Annotated in this window: 20 protein-coding genes and 1 other annotated feature; of the genes, 2 read left to right on the plus strand and 18 right to left on the minus strand. The window is 51.0% G+C overall.

Translation table 11 applies throughout. The annotated features are described in order from the left end of the window. Positions 1 to 400: 400 nt before the first annotated feature. Together ACR0QE_RS06570 and ACR0QE_RS06575 are read right to left on the minus strand one after the other, a co-directional pair. Positions 401 to 1,210 carry a DUF6062 family protein gene (locus tag ACR0QE_RS06570; RefSeq protein ID WP_432627564.1) on the minus strand — a complete coding sequence of 270 codons (810 nt, stop codon included), beginning with the start codon at positions 1,208 to 1,210 and terminating at the stop codon, positions 401 to 403. A 22-nt stretch (positions 1,211 to 1,232) separates the two neighbouring features. Continuing rightward, the gene (locus ACR0QE_RS06575; RefSeq protein WP_432627565.1) at positions 1,233 to 2,903 is read right to left on the minus strand and encodes a serine hydrolase; all 1,671 of its coding nucleotides are present in this window, start codon (positions 2,901 to 2,903) and stop codon (positions 1,233 to 1,235) included. A 296-nt stretch (positions 2,904 to 3,199) separates the two neighbouring features. Between ACR0QE_RS06575 and pdaA the strand changes: the two genes are divergently transcribed. Beyond that, positions 3,200 to 4,111 carry a delta-lactam-biosynthetic de-N-acetylase gene (gene pdaA, locus ACR0QE_RS06580; protein ID WP_432627566.1) on the plus strand — a complete coding sequence of 304 codons (912 nt, stop codon included), beginning with the start codon at positions 3,200 to 3,202 and terminating at the stop codon, positions 4,109 to 4,111. 35 nt (positions 4,112 to 4,146) lie between these two features. On the opposite strand, the gene udk is transcribed toward pdaA, so the two are convergent. The 12 genes from udk to ACR0QE_RS06640 all read right to left on the minus strand — a co-directional run bounded on the left by udk (position 4,147) and on the right by ACR0QE_RS06640 (position 16,828). After that, on the minus strand, positions 4,147 to 4,761 hold the full coding sequence (gene udk / locus ACR0QE_RS06585) for a uridine kinase (protein WP_432627567.1): 615 nt from the start codon (positions 4,759 to 4,761) through the stop codon (positions 4,147 to 4,149). 92 nt (positions 4,762 to 4,853) lie between these two features. Then, positions 4,854 to 6,413, minus strand: a complete 1,560-nt coding sequence (locus tag ACR0QE_RS06590; RefSeq protein WP_432627568.1) for a bifunctional metallophosphatase/5'-nucleotidase — start codon at positions 6,411 to 6,413, stop codon at positions 4,854 to 4,856. Positions 6,414 to 6,424: 11 nt separating this feature from the next. Continuing rightward, positions 6,425 to 7,234: a phosphonate ABC transporter, permease protein PhnE gene (phnE, locus tag ACR0QE_RS06595; RefSeq protein WP_432627569.1), complete on the minus strand. Its 810-nt coding sequence runs from the start codon at positions 7,232 to 7,234 to the stop codon at positions 6,425 to 6,427. Positions 7,235 to 7,251: 17 nt separating this feature from the next. Next, on the minus strand, positions 7,252 to 8,073 hold the full coding sequence (phnE, locus tag ACR0QE_RS06600) for a phosphonate ABC transporter, permease protein PhnE (protein WP_432627570.1): 822 nt from the start codon (positions 8,071 to 8,073) through the stop codon (positions 7,252 to 7,254). Further along, a complete protein-coding gene (gene phnC, locus ACR0QE_RS06605; RefSeq protein WP_432627571.1) occupies positions 8,070 to 8,822 on the minus strand; it encodes a phosphonate ABC transporter ATP-binding protein in 753 nt (250 codons plus the stop codon). The genes phnE (ACR0QE_RS06600) and phnC overlap by 4 nt, the downstream gene beginning before the upstream one ends. A 175-nt stretch (positions 8,823 to 8,997) precedes the next feature. Beyond that, positions 8,998 to 10,092, minus strand: coding sequence for a phosphate/phosphite/phosphonate ABC transporter substrate-binding protein (locus tag ACR0QE_RS06610; protein WP_432627572.1), 1,095 nt, complete (start codon positions 10,090 to 10,092; stop codon positions 8,998 to 9,000). Positions 10,093 to 10,387: 295 nt separating this feature from the next. After that, entirely contained in the window at positions 10,388 to 11,185 is a 798-nt protein-coding gene (locus ACR0QE_RS06615; protein WP_432627604.1) for an ABC transporter ATP-binding protein, read from the minus strand. Between the two features lie 5 nt (positions 11,186 to 11,190). Then, positions 11,191 to 12,090: an ABC transporter permease gene (locus ACR0QE_RS06620; protein WP_432627573.1), complete on the minus strand. Its 900-nt coding sequence runs from the start codon at positions 12,088 to 12,090 to the stop codon at positions 11,191 to 11,193. After that, positions 12,090 to 13,199 carry an ABC transporter substrate-binding protein gene (locus ACR0QE_RS06625; RefSeq protein ID WP_432627574.1) on the minus strand — a complete coding sequence of 370 codons (1,110 nt, stop codon included), beginning with the start codon at positions 13,197 to 13,199 and terminating at the stop codon, positions 12,090 to 12,092. Before ACR0QE_RS06625 ends, ACR0QE_RS06620 begins: the two co-directional genes overlap by 1 nt. A gap of 96 nt (positions 13,200 to 13,295) precedes the next feature. Further along, on the minus strand, positions 13,296 to 14,393 hold the full coding sequence (locus tag ACR0QE_RS06630; protein WP_432627575.1) for an iron-containing alcohol dehydrogenase family protein: 1,098 nt from the start codon (positions 14,391 to 14,393) through the stop codon (positions 13,296 to 13,298). A 182-nt stretch (positions 14,394 to 14,575) separates the two neighbouring features. After that, positions 14,576 to 14,831, minus strand: a binding site (T-box leader). A 102-nt stretch (positions 14,832 to 14,933) separates the two neighbouring features. Beyond that, positions 14,934 to 15,461: an adenine phosphoribosyltransferase gene (locus ACR0QE_RS06635; RefSeq protein WP_432627576.1), complete on the minus strand. Its 528-nt coding sequence runs from the start codon at positions 15,459 to 15,461 to the stop codon at positions 14,934 to 14,936. 107 nt (positions 15,462 to 15,568) lie between these two features. Further along, positions 15,569 to 16,828, minus strand: a complete 1,260-nt coding sequence (locus tag ACR0QE_RS06640; protein WP_432627577.1) for a glycoside hydrolase family 10 protein — start codon at positions 16,826 to 16,828, stop codon at positions 15,569 to 15,571. Positions 16,829 to 17,068: 240 nt separating this feature from the next. Here ACR0QE_RS06640 and ACR0QE_RS06645 point away from each other — a divergent pair, with 240 nt between their 5' ends. Further along, a complete protein-coding gene (locus ACR0QE_RS06645; RefSeq protein WP_432627578.1) occupies positions 17,069 to 18,673 on the plus strand; it encodes an oligosaccharide flippase family protein in 1,605 nt (534 codons plus the stop codon). Positions 18,674 to 18,786: 113 nt separating this feature from the next. On the opposite strand, the gene ACR0QE_RS06650 is transcribed toward ACR0QE_RS06645, so the two are convergent. The 4 genes from ACR0QE_RS06650 to ACR0QE_RS06665 all read right to left on the minus strand — a co-directional run bounded on the left by ACR0QE_RS06650 (position 18,787) and on the right by ACR0QE_RS06665 (position 23,227). Further along, positions 18,787 to 19,272: a hypothetical protein gene (locus ACR0QE_RS06650; protein ID WP_432627579.1), complete on the minus strand. Its 486-nt coding sequence runs from the start codon at positions 19,270 to 19,272 to the stop codon at positions 18,787 to 18,789. 193 nt (positions 19,273 to 19,465) lie between these two features. Then, a complete protein-coding gene (locus ACR0QE_RS06655) occupies positions 19,466 to 20,455 on the minus strand; it encodes a LacI family DNA-binding transcriptional regulator (protein ID WP_432627580.1) in 990 nt (329 codons plus the stop codon). A gap of 177 nt (positions 20,456 to 20,632) precedes the next feature. Continuing rightward, positions 20,633 to 22,195, minus strand: coding sequence for a glycoside hydrolase family 28 protein (locus ACR0QE_RS06660; RefSeq protein WP_432627581.1), 1,563 nt, complete (start codon positions 22,193 to 22,195; stop codon positions 20,633 to 20,635). A gap of 180 nt (positions 22,196 to 22,375) precedes the next feature. After that, positions 22,376 to 23,227: a carbohydrate ABC transporter permease gene (locus tag ACR0QE_RS06665; RefSeq protein WP_432627582.1), complete on the minus strand. Its 852-nt coding sequence runs from the start codon at positions 23,225 to 23,227 to the stop codon at positions 22,376 to 22,378. Positions 23,228 to 23,230 lie beyond the last annotated feature (3 nt).

The raw sequence follows: 23,230 nt of genomic DNA on the forward strand, positions 1-23,230 counted from the left end.
ATAAAGTCCATAGCTTATTAAAGTGCGCCTAAAATGTCCGATTATCCATTTTTCATTCCACAAGTCGTGCTCTTCGCGAATTCTTCCTTGTTTTGGTTCAAGGTTGCGAACGAGCACCGCGAGTTTCGCAATTACCTACCTTTTTTATATAACTCAGAGTGGATGCGCTGTGATTTTCTGCTTTCCTGTGACCAATACCCAACAGGCACCACTGAAGCTTTGCGTTCTCGTTAAATCACACAGGCGCTGCGAGCGAAGAAGTCTCTGCAAACCCGTGTGAGATGTCGGTGTTTAGGTCGCGTCCTCTGCGACCTTATGCACCGTTACATCGAACCCGGAGCGAGAGCGCGTTTGCAGAGACTTACTTTGCTTGCAGCGCCGTAATGATTCGATTCTCCTTCTACCTCCTGTCGCGAAACACCGGATCTGCCGGATGCGTGCCGACAAGTTTCTGCATGGCTCTCGGTACCGCATCCCTCGACTCTCTCCAGTCCGCATCCTTATTGCGATAATCGTATTTCTCGATCAGCCAGTTTACATCTTCCTGCACACGGTCGAGATTGTCAAGCATCAATCGGTTTAACTTCGCCTCCCACTCTCCCCAAAGCTCCGGTTTGAGTGTTCTCTCACATACCTCCCTTGCCTCTTCAAAATGGCGCAGGCAGAATCCCTTTGACTTTAAGAGTGTCTCTCCAAATTCCGGATCATGCTCGAGCATCCAGGCAAATGTGTCAAGCATCCGTACATAGATCTCATCCATCCGCTCACAGATGTAGCACCCGCTGTTTTCAGAATCTTTCCCGGACCGAACTCCTGAAAAACTGCCCACCTGTCTTCCCGTTCCTGAAAAAAGCGACTTAAATTTTCCCGCCAGACCCTTTTTCGAACCTGCCGACGAGACGGACGCCCCCGACGCGATCCCCTCTGATGCCCCAAGACGCTCCGCAAGATCCGTCCTCACCTTCTCCATTCTCGACTTGAGGATCCAGGCATTTCCGAGCGTATTGCCGTAATCGTACATCATCTTGGTGTGATGCCTGCAAAATCCATGCAGACTCGTCTGATCCCGCACATCGCTCTCCATATAAGAAGAACCCAGAACGAATTCCAGGTTCTCCTGCTCCATCTTGCGCTCAAGCCAGCAAAAACAGCACTCATCACCGGACTTAACCGCATCGGTCAGTTCAATCGTATACAGTTTTTCTTTCATTCGTCTCTCTCCGTCGTTTCTCTCACTTCACCCAGACTCCGCTCTGATCGACATGATATCCATCCGGAGTCGTCGCATTTGTCAGCATCGCGCCATTGCTTCCAAGATAATACCACAATCCGTTCGTCTGCATCCAGTTGTTTTTCAGCATATACCCCGTATCCTGCATGAAGTAATACCAGCCGTCAGAAAGTGTGCGCCATCCGGTTGCCATATATCCGTTTGAGTCAAACCAGTAGCGCTGTCCGTTAAGACTCAGCCACTCTCCTGCTGCCCGGACTCCGGTCGCCGTCTTGATATAATACCAGCCGCTCTGGTCCTGATTCCATCCCTGCTTCCATCCGGAAGACGCCCCGGATAAGCTTCCCGGTGCTGTCGCTGTGGCGGAAGCACCTGAGGACGGAGACTGCGTGCCGGTCGTCCCCGGCTGACTCAGGGTACCGGACGTGCCTCCCGGTGCCCCTGATGCGCTTCCCATCGAGTGAATCGCTCCCCCCGGACCCTCTGTGCTGACTCCGCCCGAGGAAGTACCGGCAGACGGAGCGGATGCCGCCGGAGTTCCGTTGCCGGACGGTCCCTGAGAGCTTCCCGCTGCCGGTGCACTGCCGCTTCCAGAATTCACAGTGCCAGAAGTCGTGTTTCCACTCGTTCCTGCCGACGGAGCCGAGGAAGTTGTGCCGGATGTTCCACCGCTCACTCCCGGACCACCCGAGGTCACAGTTCCAGAAGCCGCAGTGCCGGTCGTCCCCGGCTGGGTGGAGCCAGCGTTCTGGCTTCCGGTTCTTCCTGTCAGCGTTGTGTAATTTGCAAATCCATAGTCAAGCATCGCCTTCGTGTCAGTGTAATGGGTTCCCGCCGATTTTAAGACAACCGCAATCAGGCGCACCCCGTTTCTCTCAACCGCAGTCACAAGCGTATTGCCCGCCAGTGAAGTATATCCTGTCTTGCCTCCGATAATTCCTGCATAATACCGGGTATCCGTCGGGTACATCATCTTGTGGCCCATCGTAATCGTGCGCGCTCCGGAATTCTTCGTCGCCGGGAAATTGTAAGAGGTCGTCGTGTCAATCTTTCTAAACGTATCGTTCTGCACCGCCGCACGCATAATCAGCGCCATGTCATAGGCAGTCGTCTTGTGTGTGGAGTTGTTTAAGCCGTGCGGATTTGCAAAGTGCGTGTTCTTGCATCCGAGCTGCGCCGCGCGCTGGTTCATCAGATCTGCAAACGCACTCACGCTTCCCGCAACATGCTCTGCAAGACCATTTCCGATCTCATTCGCAGACTTTAAGAGAAGTCCGTACAGGCACTGCTCCACAGTCAGCTGATCTCCTTCCGCAATTCCAAGCGAGGTTGCCCCGGACTCCAGATTCGTCGTCGCCGTCTTAGAAAATGTCACAACATCGCTCAGATTACAGCGCTCAAGCACCAGAAGAGCCGTCATGACTTTTGTGATACTCGCCGGGAAAAACTGCTGATCCTGATTCTTTCCAAACAGCACCTGCCCCGTCGCCGCATCCATCAGCACTGCTCCCTGCGCGGAAACAGTCGGCTCTTTTAACACGCTCTGTGTACTTGCCGCGGACTGTGTCGTCGCTGCCGCCCGGGAAGAAATCATGGTTCCATATGTAATCTGACCGAAGGTAAGGGTAAATCCGATTCCCATTGCCAACAGCCGCTTCCAGTTTTTTTTCATTCTGCTCTCTCTCCTCTGTTCAAACGCCCATTCCCATACAGGAACTTATTTTCCGGCGTTTTCTCTGATCTCTGTCATCGTGTTTTGTCATCCTGCTCGTATCAGTATACCACACTTTCCATTTGGCAAATGTAACAACTTTCTTACAACTTCTTGGAGGGGATCTTAAAATCTGCTGGCATAACCGTATCTTACAGATTCCATTCAGGAATATTTCCATATTTTCCCTCATACGGTAATCGATAGGAGCCCGCAATCCGCTCACAACTATTTTTTTGAGGAGGTTTTCTTTTCTCATGCATCTGCACTTTTTTCATTTTCCGCACTCCCGCACTCTGACGCGCTTTTCCGCCATCGCCCTTCTCCTTCTCACCGCCTTCTTTTCCGGGCACTTTCTCGATGTTTTGAGTGCCAGACTCTCTCCCACAGACCCGCCCATTTCAGCAGACAAGAGCCTGTCCTCTGACAAGAATCTTTCTTTTCAGTCCGTCTCGGCACTTCCCGCCTCCGCAGAGGGAAACTGGGGCTTAAGCTTCCAGCAGGAGGGAAATCCCCCGGTCGCAAACGCGACAGCGGAGTATCTCGGCCAGTTTGATGCCCACTACGTCGGAGACACGAAAGAGAACAAGATCTATCTGACATTCGACGCCGGATACGAGAACGGCAACACTCCCGCAATTCTCGATGCCCTGAAGAAACATCACGCCCCCGCAACTTTTTTTGTCGTCGGCAATTATATCCAGACAAGTCCCGACCTCGTAAAACGCATGATTGCAGAAGGACACACAGTCGGAAACCACACGTTTCACCACCCCGACATGTCAAAAATTGCAACAAAAAAAAGTTTCTCCGAGGAACTTGAGTCCTTGGAGAAACTTTTTGAAGAGACAACCGGCCAGAAAATGACCAGATTTTACCGCCCGCCCCAGGGCAAATACAGCGAGTCCAATCTCCAGATGGCAAAGGAGCTCGGCTACCACACGTTCTTCTGGAGCCTCGCCTACGTCGACTGGTATGAAGACCGCCAGCCCACCCACGAGGATGCATTCAAAAAACTGCTCGGCCGCATCCATCCCGGTGCGATTGTCCTTTTGCACAGCACCTCCCGCACAAATGCGGAGATTCTCGATGAACTTCTCACGAAATGGGAGGAGATGGGCTACTCGTTTCACGCCATAAGCGAGCTCGTGCAGACATCCGAATCGTGAACAGCCCTCACCAGTTGGATCTTTCGATCTAAGATTCAGGCTTCCTCGAGAAGTTTCTGGATCTTTGTCGCCATGATATCGAAAGCGACATCGTTGAGTCCGCTGTTGATCACGAGATCTGCCTTTGCGCGGGTCGGCTCTACATACAGGTAATGCATTGGCTTCACCGTCGTCAGATACTGCTCCACGATATTCTCGAGAGAGCGGCCTCTCTCCTCGACATCGCGCACAATCCGGCGCAGGATACGCTCATCCGCGTCAGCCTCGACATAGATCTTGATGTCGAACATGTCACGGAGACGACGGTCTGCCAAAAGCAGGATTCCCTCCACGATGATGATTCTGCGCGGTTCAATGTGCAGAGTCTTCTCAGAGCGGTTGTGCATCGTGTAATCGTATACCGGGCCGTCGACTGCCTGACCTGCTTTAAGCTGCTTCAAATGCTCCACAAGAAGATCCGTCTCAAGCGCATCCGGGTGATCGTAATTGCGCTTCTGGCGCACTTCCATCGGCACATCATCCTGACGGCGGTAGTAATTGTCGTGGTAAATCACATCAATGTCATCGCCAAACCGGTCTTTCAGGCGATTGGTAAACGTAGATTTTCCGGATCCGGTTCCTCCGGCAATTCCAATCAGAATCGTTTTCATTGTGCTTCCCCCTGTTTTTTATCCATTTGCATTGTTTGCGTTGTTTGCATTTTTTACATTCTTTGCATTTTTCGCGTTCTTCGTTCCATTCATTACTTTTCTTCCGGCAAAACGGTGATCAGCGCCCGTCTCTCGACATCTGCCGGATTGTGTCTCTGAATGTACTTTGCAAGCATTTCCGGCATCTCTTCTGTTCCGCGCCAGAGCACCTTGCAGTCTGCGAGGAACGGATATCCTCCGGTTCCGGTTGCGCGGTAGTTGTTCGTCACAAGCCGGTATGTTCTGTCGCCAAGTTCCGTTCCGTCCGCGAGAAGAAGTTCGGTCACTCTCTCCCCGACCGGACGGCTTAAATCAAAGGTGTAGCGGATTCCCGAGAAGAAATCGTAGTTGTAATGCTCAATTTTCGGTTTCAGGAAGCGATCCGAAATCACAACTTTTCCGTCCACCAGATCAAAATAGGACGCGCAGCGCTCAAGCATCTGTCTGAGCACATCGCGGTTCACCTCAAGCTCCACAAGCGTGTTGTCAAACAGGTACGCTCCGCAGATATCCCGCATCGTCACACTCTGCTTGAGTCCCGCAGGATCATTTCCAAGGCTTGCACAGGAAATATCCGCGCCGGTGCGCTCAAGCTGGACCTGATTGAACAGCTCTGCAAGACGGCTGCCATAGCGTCCCGCCGGAAGTTTCTCCTCCGGCTCAATCTCACTGCTGAGTGCCCCAACCGGCTCATCCAGCCAGGTCTGCACGGCATGCTCAAGCGGATAGAGGCTCGCATACGGCTCCTCGTTATGCTTTTCTCCCACAGACTCCAGGGAAGAAGCAAAAATCTTCTCCTCGTCCGAGATCTCTGCGTGGAGATGGACATATTTGGAGGCTCCCGCCGGTGGCTGGACTGCCCAGGTGCCGTAGAGCATCTTTCCTGCAACCGGCATATGCTGATGTCCTGTCAGAAGAACATCAAAATCCAGCTCTCTTGCGATCTGGCAGGCCACATTCTCGCCGCTGTCGGAGAGGAGTTTTCCGTTCTCGAGATCCTCCTCAAATCCGCCGTGATAGACGCAGACTGTCACATCACACGCCTCCCTGCCAAGACGCTCAAGAGACTCTCTTGCAGCCTTGACCGGATCCGTGACTCTCAAAAGTTCAAGATTTTCTTTTCTCTCCCAGATATTGACCCAGTCCGTGACGATTCCGGTGATGCCGACGCGAAGACCGTTTTCCAGAACACGGACAACTTCCTTATGAATCGGAAGCTTTCCGCCGAGATCCTCGACATTTGCACAGACACACGGCACACCCATCGCCTTCACATAGTCAGCAAGAAACTCGTATCCGAAATTGAAATCATGGTTTCCCAGTGTAAAGTAATCGCAGCCAAGTGCGCGAAACGCCTCGGCAACCGGATGAAGACTCGTCCCATTTCCGCCGGAAAGCAGTGCCTGACACTCCTTCTGATGCTCCCGGTAGTACTGGATAAACGGAGTTCCCTGAAGGGAATCTCCGCCGTCAATCATCAGTGTATTTCCGTCTTTTTCGATCTGGGACGCCATATTTAAGAGTCCGGACGCATCCGCTCTTCCCGCCGGATAGTTGACCGGGAAGATATGTCCGTGCGTGTCGGACGTGAAAATAATTTCCAGCTTTCTCATCCGTCCCACTCCTATCCTCTCGTCAGCTTCACACGAATCTGGGTGGAGATCAGCTCGACGATCAGGACGAGCACGATCAGCCCTGCAAGAATCGCACCTGCCTCATTCCAGCGATAGCTGTTCATCGCAAAGATCAGCGGTGCACCGATTCCGCCTGCACCTACCAGACCAAGTACGGTCGCATCACGCAGATTGATATCAAAACGGTAGATTGCAGTGGAAGCAAAGTTTGGCATCAGCTGCGGAAGAATTCCATAGCGGATCTTCTGCCAGGTCGTGCATCCTGATGCGTCGAGGGACTCAAGAATTCTCGTGTCGAGATCCTCGATCGCCTCGGTGTACATCTTTGTGATCATTCCGACGGAACACAGGGACATGGTCAGAAGACCTGCAAATGCACCCGGTCCTGTCACACGGATGAACATCAGGCCATAGACAAATGCCGGCACAGTGCGGATCATCATGATGATGATACGGCCGACAAATGCAACGAACTTTCCGGTCAGGTTCACGGAAGATAAAAATGCGAGCGGGATCGAGATGATCGCTCCGACAATTGTTCCGAGGAACGCAATGCAGACCGTCTCAAGCAGAAGATACGGAACTCCCTTTGTCGTCAGACCAAAGAGCATCGCTGTATCCGGATGGAAAATACCGGACAAAATATTCATTGCAATCTTTCCGCCGTTCTGGGTCGTTCCGCTCGTCTCCACTCCGGATGCACTCCAGATTAAAAGCGCAACGACAACCACTGCGACTGCAAGCTCAAACATCCATTTTCTCGGGCGTGCCTCATAAGCCGCTTCAATTCTCTTATTCATCGTTTTTCGGCCCTCCCTTATACCAGATGCCGGCGTGCTGCACGGCTGATCGTCTCAATGATAAATACAGTTACAAACAGGGCAATCAGAATCATGCCCACACTCGGATACTCTCTCCATCCGATCTTCTCGTTTAAGATCAGTCCAAGTCCACCTGCACCTACGTATCCGAGGATGGAAGCGTAACGGACATTTCCCTCAAAGCAGAACAGACAGTTCGAGAGGTAGGACGGCAGAACCTGCGGAACGATTGCGGAGATGAATGCGCGGACCTTCGTCGCACCCATCGCCTCCATCGCCTCAAATGCACCCATGTCCACAGTCTCGATCTCCTCATAGAGGATCTTTCCGATGTAGGCAAAGGTGAACACTGCGATTGCGGTCGTACCTGCAAGGGTTCCAAGTCCAAAGATATAGGTTGCGATCAGTGCGGTAACCAGAGTCGGCAGGGTGCGCACGATGCTCAGGAAAAGACGCATCAGGCTGACAATCGCACGGCTCGGAATGACGTTCGTCGAAGCGAGCATCGCAAACGGAACGACCAGAACGGAGCCGATGAAAGAGCCGAGCAGAGACATCTTGATCGTGTCAAACAGCGGCTGCCATACAGACGGCATATAATCCCACTTCGGCGGGAACATCTGTCCGAGAATAACGAAAAACTCTTTGATTCTCGTCGTGAGCACCACCATGCTGAAACCGGTGATTTTCACGGAGAGAATCGTCATCGCCAGAAGAATCACTGCTGCAAGCGGAGCACGGGAACGCTTCTGGGAAACGCTCTTTCCGTTTGAAATCGTGAGAGTCTTCGGCGGAAAAATCTTATCGTAGATACTCATGCCTTCATCTCCTGTCTTCCCTGATAAATCTTATCCAGAACTGCCTGATCCACATTTTCGGACGGTCCGTCGTACACAACCTCACCGGCACGAACACCGATCACGCGGGAAGCGTACTTGAGTGCCAGATCGACATGGTGAATATTGATCAGAACCGTAATCTTCATCTCTTTGTTGATGCGGTCAAAGTCATCCATAACCTGCTTTGCGGTTACCGGGTCAAGGGCTGCAACCGGCTCATCCGCAAGAATGATCTCCGGATTCTGTGCAAGGGTTCTTGCCAGTGCAACTCGCTGCTGCTGACCGCCGGAAAGCTGATCGGTGCGGACGAACGCCTTGTCGAGAATGCCGACCTTATCAAGCGCTTCGAGTGCTTTGAGCTTCTCTTCTTTTGTAAATACGCCGAAGAATGCACGCCACCACGGAAGATCCGGAACAAAAGCAGTCAGAACGTTCTTGATTACCGTTGTTCTCGTCACAAGGTTGAAGGACTGGAAAATCATACCGATCTTGCGGCGGAATGCACGCAGGTTCTTTCCCTGAAGACTCATGACGTCCGTTCCGTCCACGGTCAGAGTTCCCTCTGTAATGTCATGCATGCGGTTAATTGTGCGGATCAGTGTAGACTTTCCGGCACCGGACAGACCGATGATTGCCACAAATTCTCCCTGATCAATCGTCAGATTCACATGTTTCAGACCCTCAAAGCCGTTGGGATACTTTTTTCCCACATTTTTAAACTCAATCATTTCTTTCTGCTATTATAAACTCGTCGTCCCTTTCCGGATCCCTATAATAGCGTTTCCTTTCTCAATATTTTTTGCGTCCGTCTACCGCGGACTGACATGTGCAGAAATGGACTGCCACATAAACATCCCTTCGTTGTCCATGCAGCAGTCCATCTCTTATTCCCGCATCTCTCGCTTATGACGCTCCGTTGAGCTTCTTGATCATTTCCTGTGCATCGCGCTCAGAATCGTAATCAGAATCGTTTGCTTTCTGATAACCCTGATGCGTGTAAATGGAGATGACCTTCTTTCCTTCCTCGGTGTTTCCGATGTTGATGAAGGCATTTGTCAGAGCTGTCTTGAAATCATCATCCATGATCGGAGAAGTCTTGCTGACGCTGATCGTATCGTTGTAGATAGCCGGAGTTACGCCGATCAGATCGGTGTCATCCCAGATGCTGTTGGTCATTGCGTACTCGTCATTCCACTTGCTCTCATAGTCACGGCGCGCATCTGCGTAAGTGCACAGTACATCAACCTGACCGGAAGCCAGACGTGCGAATGCACTTGCATAGGAATCAGACTGAACTGCGTGGCTTAAATCAGTGATGTTCTTGCCGTACTTCTCAAGCATCCACAGAGACGGATAAATGTATCCTGCGGAAGAAGAAGAACCCATTACACTCCAGTTTGCACTGTCGAGATCCTCCCAGGTCAGCTCCTCACCTGCGTTGACTTTCTCTGCCAGCTCCTTACCCTTCTCGGACGGACCAGCAACGATCAGTGCGCGGTAGAAAGTTACCTGCTTATCGGTTCCCTCGATCGGCTCGCTCTCGTTCCATACCTTCGGATCGTCAGAGTCAACGGACAGACCGTCTCTCGTTGCAGTTACGATTGCCTCACATCCGTCGTCATACAGAACATAGGTACCGCCCGGGATAAATCCAACATCGGTGGTTCCTGCGGAAAGTGCCTCGCCGACTGCCTCGAAACTGGTTCCAACGCTGATGTCTACATCCTTTACATCGTATCCCTCGTTTGCCAGCTCAGTCTGAAGAAGACCTTTCAGCGGCTCAGTTGCCGTGATGATGTCCTGCGGATCACGGGACGGTACGAATGCTACGGTCAGTTTCTTGATTTCCTTATTTCCTGATGCCTCGCTGCCAGCTGCTGCGCTGTCATTTCCTGCGGCTGTTGTCGTGTTGCTTGCACTGCTTCCACATCCGGTAACTGCCAGTCCAAGTGTCATGCACATAGCTGCAGCCAGAATTCTGGAAATCGATTTTCTCATGATTCTTCCTCCTGATTGTTCACATAAATCCTCGTATGTGGCCGTTGTCATCTCTGTCTGCGCCCTCTTCGACCGACAGACAGACTTCACCATTTGCCACTACCGTTCAATAATGTACCACAATTTCCGCCCGGTGTAAATCACTCATTCGACAAAGTTTCCGAAAATTCTCGTATTTTTCGCAGTACGCAGCAGTTTTCTTCCCTCTTTTTTCCTCAATATGCAGCAAAAAAGAACTTTACAACGTTGTCACAACCTTGCTATCCCCGCGCTGCACAAGCACATGTAAGCTCACTCAGACAGATAAAAGCACCCGGTCCGTCGCAAATTCTTCTTTTTTCTTTTCAGAGTACATCTCCACGAGACGCTCCACCGTCAGTTTTTCTCTCTCTGCCGCATCAATGTCAAACATCACGGAACCGGAGTCGAGCATGATCGTGCGGTTTCCGGTCTCAAGCGCCTGCTTCATGTTGTGGGTAATCATCATCGTCGTGATCTGATGTTCCCTCACAATCCGGTTCGTGATCTCCATCACCTTCTCCGCCGTCGCCGGATCGAGGGCTGCGGTGTGCTCATCGAGAAGCAGAAGTTTCGGCGGAACAAGCGTGCTCATTAAAAGTGTCACAACCTGGCGCTGTCCGCCTGAGAGCAGTCCCACTCTCGTCTTCATGCGGTTCTCAAGATCCATCGAGAACTTCTCAAGCTCTGTCCGGAAATAATCCCGGTCTTTCTTTGTCAGGGCGAACGCAAGACTGCGTTTCTTCTGTTTGGAATAGGCGAGCGCAAGATTTTCCTCGATTGTAAGGCTTGGAGCCGTTCCTTTCATCGGATCCTGAAAAAGTCTGCCGATCTTGAGCGCCCTGCGGTACTCCGGCTCAAACGTGATGTCCTTTCCATCGAGGAGAATCTTTCCGGAATCAAGAAGGAAATTTCCGCAAACGGCATTGAACATCGTCGATTTTCCGGCACCGTTTGAGCCGAGCACCGTGACGAAATCGCCCTGTGCGAGAGTCAGATTCAACTTGTCGAGAGCAGTGTGTTCATTCGGCGTTCCCTTGCTGAACTTTTTGCACGCCGACTGGATTTCAAGCATGGCTGTCATGATTTTCCTCCTTTCCGGATTTTCTGTACTTCCATCATCGATTTGATCGCCGGAATTGCAAGCGCGAGCGTGACAATGACTGCCGATACAAGCTTGAGCATGTAAGCCGGGAACCAGTCTGCCTTCGTCGCCGCCGCAATGATATAGCGGTACACAACCGATCCGAACACGGCGGAGACAAATCCGATCGTGACGGAACGCTTTCCGAAGAACGCCTCACCGATGATCACGGAGGCAAGTCCCACGACGAGAATGCCGACACCCGAGTTGATGTCCGCAAAACTCTGATACTGGGCAATCAGGCCGCCGCACAGCGCGATCAAACCGTTGCTGAGTGCGAGGGCAATGCACTTCATGCGGTCCACATTGATCGAGGATGCCTTCACCATGTCGGTGTTATCGCCGGTTGCGCGGATGCAAAGGCCAAGACGGGTGCGGAAAAATGCGGCGAGCGCCGCTGTGCACACAACTGCGATCACAACCGCCATCAGCAATTTGACTGCCTCCCTCTCAAACATCGGAAATGCACTCTGCGCGAGTGTAAAGATCGTCTCCTTTCCGATCAGCGTCAGGTTCGGTGTTCCGCCGAGCACAACGGTGTTGATCGAGTAGAGACCGCTCATCGTCAGGATTCCGGTCAGAACCGGATGAATGTTTAACTTTGTCTGGAGAAGCCCGGTCACACAGCCTGCAAGCGCCCCCGCTGCGAGTGCCGCAAAAATCCCGACAAACGGATGACCTGCCGTCGTGCAGATCGCCGCTGCCGCCAGTCCGAATGTAAAGCTTCCCTCTGCCGTCAGATCCGGAATATTCAGGATTCGGAAGCTGATGTAGATTCCGAGCACCATCACTCCGTAAATCAGTCCGAGCTGAAGAGAACCGATCAGTAATGTCATTAGTTTTTATCCTCCACAAAACGAATTCCGTCTTCCTCTGCAACCTCAATTCCGAGTGCTTCCATCGTCGTCTTGTTGACTACGGTCTCGCTTGCCGGAACAACGACTGCCGGGATGTCTGCGATTGCGGTTCCATTTAAGTACTCGACTGCCATGTCTGCGGACTGTGCACCGATCTCCTTGTCGCTGATTGCGATCGTTGCAAATGCGCCGGAGTCAACCATTGTAGCAGAACTTCCGTACACCGGAATCTTCGCTGCTCTTGCCACCTCGGTCACAAGCGGCATTGCGGACTGGATTACGCTGTCATTCGGGATGAAGATTGCATCAACACTGTCTGCAAGAGACTGGGCTGCCTGCTGAACCTCGGAGGAATTCGTCACAACTGCCTCCTTGTACTCAAGTTCGTTCTCCTCGCAGTACTTCTTTGCGGACTCTGCGGTGTTGACGGAATTTACTTCGCTCGTGCAGTAGAGAAGACCAAACGTCTTTGCATCCGGGGTCAGTTTCTCGCTCAGCGCGAAGATGTCGCCGACCGGAATTGCATTGGAGGTACCGGTTGCATTCTTATCCGGCTTTTCCATCTCCGTGATCACGTCTGCTGCCTGCGGAGCCGACACAGCAACAAAAATCACCGGGGTCTCAGTCTTTAAGTTTACCATCGCCTGAGTCGGAGGGGTTGCAACCGTTGCGACGAGATCGTAATCTCCGCCGGCCATGCCCTGCGCAATCGTCTGAAGGTTCGTCGCATCTCCCTGTGCACACTTGTAATCGATCACGAGATCTGACTCAGAATATCCCTTGGCACGGAGCTCATCAATGAATCCCTCTCTCATGTCGTTGAATGCGCCGTTCTCCACCATCTGGATCACGCCGACCTTGTAAGCCTTGCCGTCCTTCGGTGCCACAGCCCCTGCCTTGGTGTCTGCCTGAGCCTGATCTGCCTTGGCATTCTCACCCTCTGCCTTGCTCTCCGTTCCAGAAGCCTGTGCCGTCGTCTCCGCACTTTCTGCCTTGGAAGAAGTTCCAGAAGCACAGCCAGCGAGTGCTCCCACCATCATTGCTGCTAATGCCGCTGCGAAAGACCGTTTCATAAATGTTTTTCTCATAATTGTTTCCTCCTCATTATGACTTCTATCTTATTATGGAGCAATCGCTCTCACTTTCACGTTTATTTCACACGTAATTTTTCATTCAGAGACTTTTTATTTGTGTACAGCAGAATTTTTCTCTTTCAGCTGCGCGAACGCCTTCTCAAGCAGTTCTGCGGTAACCGGATATGGATTGTGATCGATGTCTTTCATCTGTATCGTCTTCTCGATCACCTGTGGAAGCGCCTCATCTGTGATCTCCACATCTGCAAGAGACGTCGGAAGTCCGACACTCTTGTTGAACGCATACATTTTCTCAAACATCTCTTTCTGACCATCCGCCAGAAGCAGGATCAATACGCCAAAACCGACGACCTCGCCGTGGAGATGTCCCTCCTCAATCTGTGGAAATGAGGTCAGCGCATAGAAGATCGCGTGCGCCAGTCCCGTATTGTAGTCGATGATCCGGTCCTGAGTCACAAGAATCGAGGTCAGAGCCGTGCTCACGACAATCGCAAGAACTGTCTGTGCAAACTCCTCGGAAACTCTGCCTGCACGGTTGTCCTCCATCGCCTTTGCGCCATACTTAAGAATCGGATCCAAGCACATCTGGCTGATCGTCACGCCGAGCCCCACATAGTGGTTCAAGTGCTCCCCTCTCGAGGAAACTGTGCTCTCAAAATACTTTGCATAAGTATCTCCCATTCCCGCCCACATATAGCGCTCGGGGGACTTTGCGATGATTCCGAGATCAATGAAAGCATGCACCGGAGGTTTCCTGAGGAAATACGGCTTCAAGAAGCTGCCATCCGGATGATACATGATCGAGACGCTTGTGCAGGCGGAACAGTTGGATGCGATCGTCGGAAATGTAAAGACAGGTTTTTCCATCTGTTCTGCAAGTGCTTTCGCCGTGTCAGTTGCCTTTCCGCCGCCGACTGCAAAAATCATCTCCGCTCTCTGAACGGTTTCATTCGCCTTAAGCGTTTCTAAATTTTCGTAGCTGCACTCCCCTCCGTACCAGACAAAATCAAGAATTCTGATCTTTCCGCTCTCTGCGCCCTCACAGATTGCCTTTTTCGCTGCCTCAATCGCGCGATGTCCGCCGATCACAACGGCGGTTGTTCCATACGCTGCACAGATCGGACCAATGTTCTCATAAACATCCTCTCCAACCGTGTAGCTCGGAAGATAAATGCTGTATCCTTTCATCTGTCTGCCTCCTCTTTCTGCCTAATAAAAAAGAATGTGCCTTGGCACATTCTCGCGCCGAGGCGCGGTTGCTTCAGCAACCATCTTCCCCTGCGCCGAGTGTGCATCCTTGCGGAGCATTTTTTGTATGATAGGATGCAATTTCCTATCATATAAAAAACGCCCCGGACAGAACTCTCTCTGTCCGGGACGAATATCATTCACAATATACGCGGTACCACCCGCTTTAGCCTCACGGCTCTCTCACTCCGCATACAAACATATGCGCCGCCCTGTTACGATTGCGGCTATCGTCGCTCCATACTCAAGCTCAACTTCCTTGTTCCGGAGCGCCCTCAAAAGTCCATTCATCTGGTCTGCAAGTACCGCCATTCCACCATCGGCAGCTCTCTGTGTCTCTCAATATCCAGACTACTTACTCTTTCTCATCGGTTTTTTCATTTAATTGTTGGTGCAATCTTAGCACTTTCCAGATGATTTGTCAATCATTTCTATGATTTATTTCCTACAAATTCTGTCGGGATGGAACTTTCTATTTTCCTACTTTCCCTCGTAGACGATTGCAGACTCCACGTCGTAATTTTTGAGCTTCTCTCTTCCCTTGAGTCCGGCAAGCTCCATCACAAAACAGATCTTGACCACCTCTCCGCCGAGCTGTTCAATCATGCCGACCATCGCCTCAGTCGTACCGCCTGTTGCGATCAGATCGTCCACAATAACTACCTTCTGACCCGGTTTGATTGCATCCTTGTGCATCTCGATCGTCGCAGAACCGTACTCGAGATCATAACTTGCGCTCACGGTCTCCCGCGGCAGCTTGCCCTTCTTGCGGATCGGCACAAATGCCTTGTTCTTTGCATAGGCAACCGGCACACCAAAGATAAATCCGCGGGATTCCGGTCCTACCACCACATCAAAATCCACCCCATCGAGCATACACAGAATCTTGTCGATTGCTAGATGAAGTCCTTCCGGATCCTGAAGGATCGAGGTCACATCGCGGAAAATAATACCCGGTTCCGGAAAATCCGGGATGCTCACTACATATTCTTCCAGTTTTTTTGCCATGATCGTTCCTCTTTTCTCTTTCCTTTTTTTCTCTTTCCTTTTTCTTTTTCCCAACTCGCTTCCAAAACTCTGTTGAGACCCTGTTGAAATCAGGTTAATCTTCTTTGTCACTGCAAAATCTTTAACAGATTCTGTACTTCCTTCTGGGAAGTGCTCTCCTGGAACGAAGCATACGAGTAGAAACAATATCCGGACACCTGACCGCTCGCACGTCCCGCCTGAACCTGACGCGCAATGATGTCATCATAGCGCAGCCATTCCGACACAGAGTTGTTGTCACTCAATGCAACTCCGGCCCGGTACATGCCAAGTCCGAGATACAGTCTCACCGTTCCCGTCTTTTTCAGCGCAATCCAGCTGTTCAAATTCTCCGTATAAGCGTAAGGTGCCAAAGAACCGTTCTTGAGTCTCTGCTCAAATCCCCAGTAAAGCTGAGGCATGATGTAATCGACATAGCCGCTCTTGCTCATCCACGTATCAATATCCGTAAAGAGCTGTTCATTGCTCCGCAGATGTTCAAGATTTCCTGCCGGGCTGATTCCAAACTGTACTGCCGGTTTCACAGACTTCACCGTCTGGTAGACACTGCGGATCAGCTGGTTGACATTTTCTCTTCTCCAGTCTGCAATCGCAAGTGAACTGCCCGATGCATCATACTCCGGTTTGTCAAACCAGCGCTTCGAATCTTTGTCATTGACTTCCGGATAGAAGTAATCGTCAAAGTGGATTCCGTCCACATCATAATTCTGGACGACCTCGCGCACTCCGTTTACAATCAACTCACGCACCTGTGGAACAGACGGATTCAGATAATAGGCTCCGTTCTGCTTCAATACCCAACGGTCATTCGTCGTGTCTGAGTCAGACAGCCACTTTTTGACTACACTCTGATCAGAAACCTGCTCCCACGTATTGTGGTATCCCGTCACGCGGAACGGATTGATCCACGCGTGGAACTGAAGTCCACGGTTGTGTGCTGCCTGTACAAAGTAGGCAAGCGGATCGTATCCCGGATTCTTTCCCTGTGTCCCCGTGATAAAACGAGACCACGGAAAATAAGAAGACGGATACATCGCATCCGAGTCTGCCCGCACATGTACAAACACAGCGTTCATCTTCAGCTGTACGCAGCGGTCCATCATCGCATCCACAGCCTTCTGAAATCCCGCCTGGTCAGACGGAAGCGTCTCCCAGTCGAGGTAGGAGATCCACACTCCTCTCAGCTCTTCTCCGCTTCTTGCGGCTCCCTCTCCCGGTCCCGCAGCATATGCCGGTCTCACAGCCGACATCGCCAAAAGTACGCACATCATCAGCAGTGCGCCCAGGCGGGTTATCCTGTTTTGTCTTTTGTATGTGCTGCCATGCATTTCTCATTCCTCCAATCGGCAGGCAATTCCTGTCCTTCTCACAACTGTTTTTCCTTTTTTCTATGGATTCTGCTTCCCATTCCATCCTCCAGTTGTGCACAATCAGAATTTTCCAAACATCTTTCAGTATAACAAAACATCCCCCAAAGAACAACCGGATTTTTCAATATCCTCCTGTTCTGATTTCCTGTTTTCTTCCATATTTTATATCAATGTCTATCTATTTTAAACGGAGTGTCCATGTCATTTTTCTCTGAACAACTCTCTCCGCGCAAGCGCGCCTTCTTAAGCGGAACTCTGCTTCTGACCGCCGCCGGATTTTCCTGCCGGATTCTCGGCTTCTTCTATCGAATTTTCCTCTCCCGCACAATCGGGGCGGAAGGACTTGGCATCTACAACATGGTACATCCGGTATACGGCATCTGTTTTGCGCTCTGCGCCGGGTCGATCCAATCTGCTCTCTCTCAGTACATCGCATCCAACGAGCGAAAAGGGCGAACTGTGTTTCGCACCGGTCTTCTTCTCTCCCTCTCGCTCTCGCTTTTCTTTGCGTTTCTGATCTGTCGTTACGCAGACTGGATCGCCCGCACCGTGCTGATGGAACCCTCATGCGCTCCCTATCTGCCGCTCATGGGACTTTCCGTGCCGTTTGCGTCCGCTCATGCCTGCATCAACGGTTATTATTACGGGATGCAGAAAGCCAGAGTTCCCGCCTTCTCCCAGATCGCCGAACAGATCCTGCGGATGATCTTTGTCTTCTCTCTCGCCTCGCTGTGGACCTCGCAGGGCATCGCGCTCACCGTTCAGCTTGCCGTCCTCGGTCATGTCGCAGGTGAAGTTGCCTCCGCACTCTTTACCCTGCTCTGTCTTATGGTTTGTCCGCCATCCGCAAAATCATCTTCAAAATCGGGGGCGCAGTCCGATTTGCAGTCGCCTCTGCCCTCGCAATTAAATGAAGACTTTGACTCCTTCTCCGCCTGCGCGCTTCCACTGATCGCCCTCGCCCTTCCGTTGATGGGAAATCGTCTTGTTCTCAATCTTCTCGCAAGCGCTGAAGCTGTCTGGATTCCCGCCAGTCTGAAGCTCTCCGGACTGCCCGCCTCAGAGGCTTTCTCCGTCTACGGTGTGCTGACGGGAATGGCCCTTCCGTTTATCCTTTTTCCATCCGCGATCACAAACTCCATGGCTGTTCTCCTGCTTCCAAGCGTCGCACGCGCTCAGGCGGAGGGGCGAAATGACCTGATCGATACGACGGTGTCAATGTCTCTGCGTTACAGCATGTACATGGGAATTTTCTGCATCGGGGTTTTTGTCCTGTTTGGAAATGCACTCGGTACAAGCGTCTTTCACAGCCAGGATGCCGGCACCTGCATCCAGATTCTCGCCTGGCTCTGCCCTTTTCTCTATCTTGCGACAACGATCGGAAGCATTTTAAACGGTCTCGGCAAAACGCATACCACCTTTCTGCAGAGCAGTCTTGTCCTCATGCTGCGCCTCGTCTTTGTGCTTATCGGCATTCCCCGTTTTGGAATCTATGCTTATCTCTGCGGAATGCTGGTCTGTGAACTTCTGCTTGCGCTTCTCCACCTCCACGCCCTGCACCGCATCGTCCCGTTTCACTGGAACGCGATCTCCATGATCGTCAAGCCGGTCTTCGTCCTTCTTCTCTGCACAGGGATTCATCTGTTCGCCGTTTCCTGCCTGTCTCATCTTCCGAGCCAAACGCAGCTATTCGGGCAGATCCCTCTCTTCTTTGTGACCGCTTTACAGATCTTTGGCTTTTCGCTCTGTTACGGGGGACTTCTTCTTCTCTTTCACCACAGGAGAAATCCTGTAACCCCCTAAGAGATTTGATGCCCTTCAACAGGCAGCAAAGCAAAAGAAGCACAGACCGAAATCTCGCGTCAGATTCCTGCCTGTGCTTCTTATTTGCACTTCTTATCCGTATTTCTTCGTTCTTACAGATCCAGAACGAGCTTTGTCGACAACGACTTTGCCGTGCGGTCTTTTAATTTCACCTCAAACGTATTGAGTGTTCCGGTTGTCCGGGCCGGCTGACCTTCCAGAAGAAGAGAGACGGTGATCGTATCCTTCGACACACTGTCGATGTGGTAGACCATCTCAGTCACTTCTTTCTTATACCAGCCTGCCTTGTTCACCGCATTCTCAAGAAGGTAGCAGACGGAATTCTCATTCAGAACCGGTGTCTCCACCCAGAATCCTGTCTCCGGATCCACGTAGTACCAGGTGTCATTCGTCTTCACCCATCCGGTCACATCCGTTCCGTTCTCCTCATACTTCCATCCCTCGTCCGGAATCTCCTTCCACTCTCCTGCCCATGCGGTCAGGGCGGAACCTGCGAGGAGCCCGGCTGTCATGCCAACTGCCGCTGCCATCTTCCAGAAAGTCTTTCCACTTCTTCTATTTTCGATTTGATTTCTCATTTGCCAACACACCTTTCGATCTCTGCCTATTTTTTATTTGTCAAAGCACCAAAGATACGTTTCATGCCAAGACACATCTAAAACATATCTATTCGTTAAATAGCTTCTTTTTCTATATATTATAGACAATTTCAGACCGCAAAGCAATTTCGCAAACGTGAATTTTTTCTGAAAGTTTTGTGAACCAGTCATATCACTCGATTCGTCTGACCGTATCGCGAACAATCAGGCGGTTTTCAAGCACAATTCTGCTGTTGTCCTCGACACCATCCTCGATTCTTCGCAGAAGTACGCGCGTTCCCTCTTTCGCGATCTCGCTCATGCTCCGCTCCACCGTCGTCAGCTTCATGCTGTTATATCCGGACATATCCCAGTTGTCAAAACCGATCAGGGAAACATCTTCCGGAACTTTCAGTCCCTCCTCCGCAATCGCCTCCCGCGCGCCAAATGCCATCTCATCGTTGAAGCACAAAAGCGCGGTCGGATGATACTCGAGAAGGAGTTTTGCCCCCTGATACCCGCTTGCATACCGGTAAGTTCCGCTGACTGTCGGGATCGCATCAGGGTCAAGCCCGTGTTTTCTCGCCGAATTCTGCCATCCGGCATGGCGCAGCCTCGTGGAATCCAGATTGGGGGCTCCCTCAATCACACAGATATTCCGATGGCCATTCTCAATCAGATAGTCCATCGCCGTCTCCATCGCCTTCGCCTCATCCGTCGTCACATTCGGAGCATTGATCTCCACCTGCCGGCAGATCACGACCATCGGAATCTTCTTCTCCAGAACCTCATCCATGAATGCGCGGTCACTGTTTCTCTGGCTGAGCACAATGATTCCGTCATAATAACTCGGGTTCAATGTCCCCGGTTCATGCATATCGATTCCCTTGACGACGATGTTGTATTTGCTCCCGACAATGCTGTAAACCCCGGTCAGCACATCGTGGAGCACAAACGGCGATGTCATCTTGCTGATTGTGGAAAAATACAGTCCAATCACATAAGATCTGGAGAGTTTCAGATGAATAGCCGCCTGATTTGGAACGTATCCCATCTCCTTGGCAATCCTCAAAATCCGCTTTCTCCGCTCTCCATTCTCATTTCCGATGCCGTTCAATGCTCTTGAAACTGTGGAGTAGGATACCCCCGCCTTCTGTGCAATGTCTTTGATTGTTACCCCCATGTCTGTTCCTCCGTCTTATCCTCATGCATGCAGGAGAAGACGAGAGTTCACGGTACTTTTCATCTCAAAATACCACCCCACAAAAAATCACTCTCGCGCTGTCCCCTCCGCGCACACATTCTGCCTGGCGAACTGATTTATTTCATTCGATGATCCGGCAGTGTTCTCAGACTCTTTCTAGTCACTCAGTTTGTCAATGTTTCTCAGCTCGAATGCCTCTCCGTCCTGTCCCTCGATCTTCACATCGCGCAGAACCAGCTCCTCGATGTTGTCCGCAAAAATACCCTTTTTCGCGCACGGATCGATGCCGTCGAGCATTGCCGGAACTCCTGCGGTCGGATTCTCGTCATAGGTGACATGAACGTGCTCCATGATCACCCGGCGAATCTTCTTCTCCGGAAGACCGTAGAAAAAGGCGGCTGCCACATGGCAGTTCTTTGCCTCAATGCGGTGGAAGACAAGCGTCCGGATCTCCGGTGTGCGCTCATCAACCGGAAGCGCATCCTTGCAGCGGACATACTCGGTATGGCCATCCGGATCACAGTAATAGAAGCAGTTGATCACAAACGGCGTCATAACCTGATCCATCTGGATGTTGTCAAACAGAATTCCATCGATAATCGCATCCTTGCCGCGTCCGCGTCTCGTCTTGATTCTGAGTCCGCGGTCCGTATTGATGAAGAGACAATCCTGAACCGTCAGATTCTGCACACCTCCCGCCATCTCACTTCCGATCGTCACAGAACCGTGGCCGTCGCGCATGCAACACTGGCGGATTGTGATGTTCTCGCATGGACGCTTATACTTTGCTCCCATATAAATCTTTCCGGATTTGATCGCAATACAGTCATCTCCGAGAGAGAAATACACACCTGTGATTTCCACATTCTTGCAGGACTCCGGATCAAGGCCGTCCGTGTTCGGAGAATCCTTCGGATTGAGTACCGTCATATCGATAAAACGAAGATTGTCTGAGAAATACGGGTGAATGTTCCAGCTCGGGCTGTTCTGCACCTGAATTCCGGCAATCACGACATCCTCACAGTGATTGAGGAAAATCATTCTCGGGCGGAATGCGATGCGCTTTACCTTTGCCTGATACCACCAGTTGTCCTCATCGAAATTTGCATTTCCATCGATGATGCCCTTTCCGTAAATCACAACGTGCTTTGCATTCACACCCGTGATGATGCCGGAGAACATCGGAAGCGGATTGCCCTCCCAGGTTCCAAGATTATACTCGTCCTTCTCATCCCAGCTCTGGATCAGTCCCGGATAGACAGGAAACTTTGTGCGGTCTGTCTCTGCTGAGAGCACTGCTCCCTCTGCAAGCTCCAGATTCAGGTTATCTTTCAGGAAAAGGCTCGTCACCTTATAAGTACCTGCCGGAATCAGCACGCGTCCCTTTTTCGGGCATGCCATGATTGCTGACTGGATAAAGAGGGTGTCGTCGGAAACTCCATCTCCCTTTGCGCCGAACTCCCGCACATTGAGCGTCACAAACTCCTCATCCGTCGTCACAAGAACAAATGCATGCTCCTCGCCCGCTTCCACGCGGATCTCATATTTTGTGGAAGGCTCAAGGCCATAGATTCCGGTGATCACCCGATCCGTCTTCTGGTAAAACTGGTCATTGACATAAATCTCATATTCCCGTTTTGTGTGAAAGATTCCCTCATCTTCAATCTCGATCGTGACGGATCTTGCATTCTGAAAAATACTACTTACTTTCTTTAACATTTTAGCGCTTCCTCCCAAATTTTCCAGATCTATTTTTTCTTTTCTTCTCAGGCTTTTTAAGTTTCTTAAGCTTCATAAGCTTTTTCGCCTATCAGGTTCAGGTACATCAGCTATCTCAAAAGCTCTTAACAACAAAAGGGGACTCCCTATGCGAGAATCCCCTTATCAGGTTTGTGATCTTTAGCCCTTAACACCACCGGCAGAAATACCATCGATGAACGCGTTCTGTGAACAGAAGAACACGATCAGAGACGGGATAATCGTAATCAGGGACATCGCAAGAATACGGTTCCACTGGAATCCGACATCACCATCCATAGACATACGCAGATAGATGGAATGCGTATACTTCTTCATATCTGCAATGTAGATCAACGGTCCCTGGAAGTCGTTGGAAGTCCACATGAACTGGAACAGTGCACAGGATACCAGTGACGGCTTTAACATCGGAACGATGACATACCACAGAGTCTTGATGGAGTTACATCCATCGATCTTTGCTGCCTCCTCAAGCTCCTTCGGAATACCTCTGAGGAACTGAACCAGCATGAATACGAAGTAGGTATCCACTGCAAACAGAGACGGAATCGTCAACGGCAGGTAGGAATCTACCCAGCCCCACTTGTTGTACATAATGTACTGCGGTGCGTTCAGAACAACCTGTGGCAAAAACAGAGTGGAGATCATCAGGGAGAAGAAAATGCTCTTTCCCTTGAAATCAAAACGTGCAAATCCGTATGCCGTAACGGTTGCGGAAAGCAGGGTGAAGATTACTTTCGGAACTACGATCTTATAAGTATTGATCATGGATTTGATCAGGTCAATCTTTCCGCCGTAGCTCTTGAATGCATCTTTGTAACCATCGAATACCGGATTCTTCGGCCAGAACCATGCGCTGGTGAAGATCTCCGAGTTTGTCTTAAATGTAGCGCCTACCATCCAGATCAGGGGATAGACCATAATGAAACCAACTGCAACAAGAAGAATGTAACGCAGTACCATGCTTACTTTCGCTCTCTGCTCTCTTGTCATAAT

It is taken from the genome of Brotaphodocola sp. (assembly GCF_050873065.1).
In the GTDB taxonomy this organism is placed as follows: domain Bacteria; phylum Bacillota; class Clostridia; order Lachnospirales; family Lachnospiraceae; genus Brotaphodocola.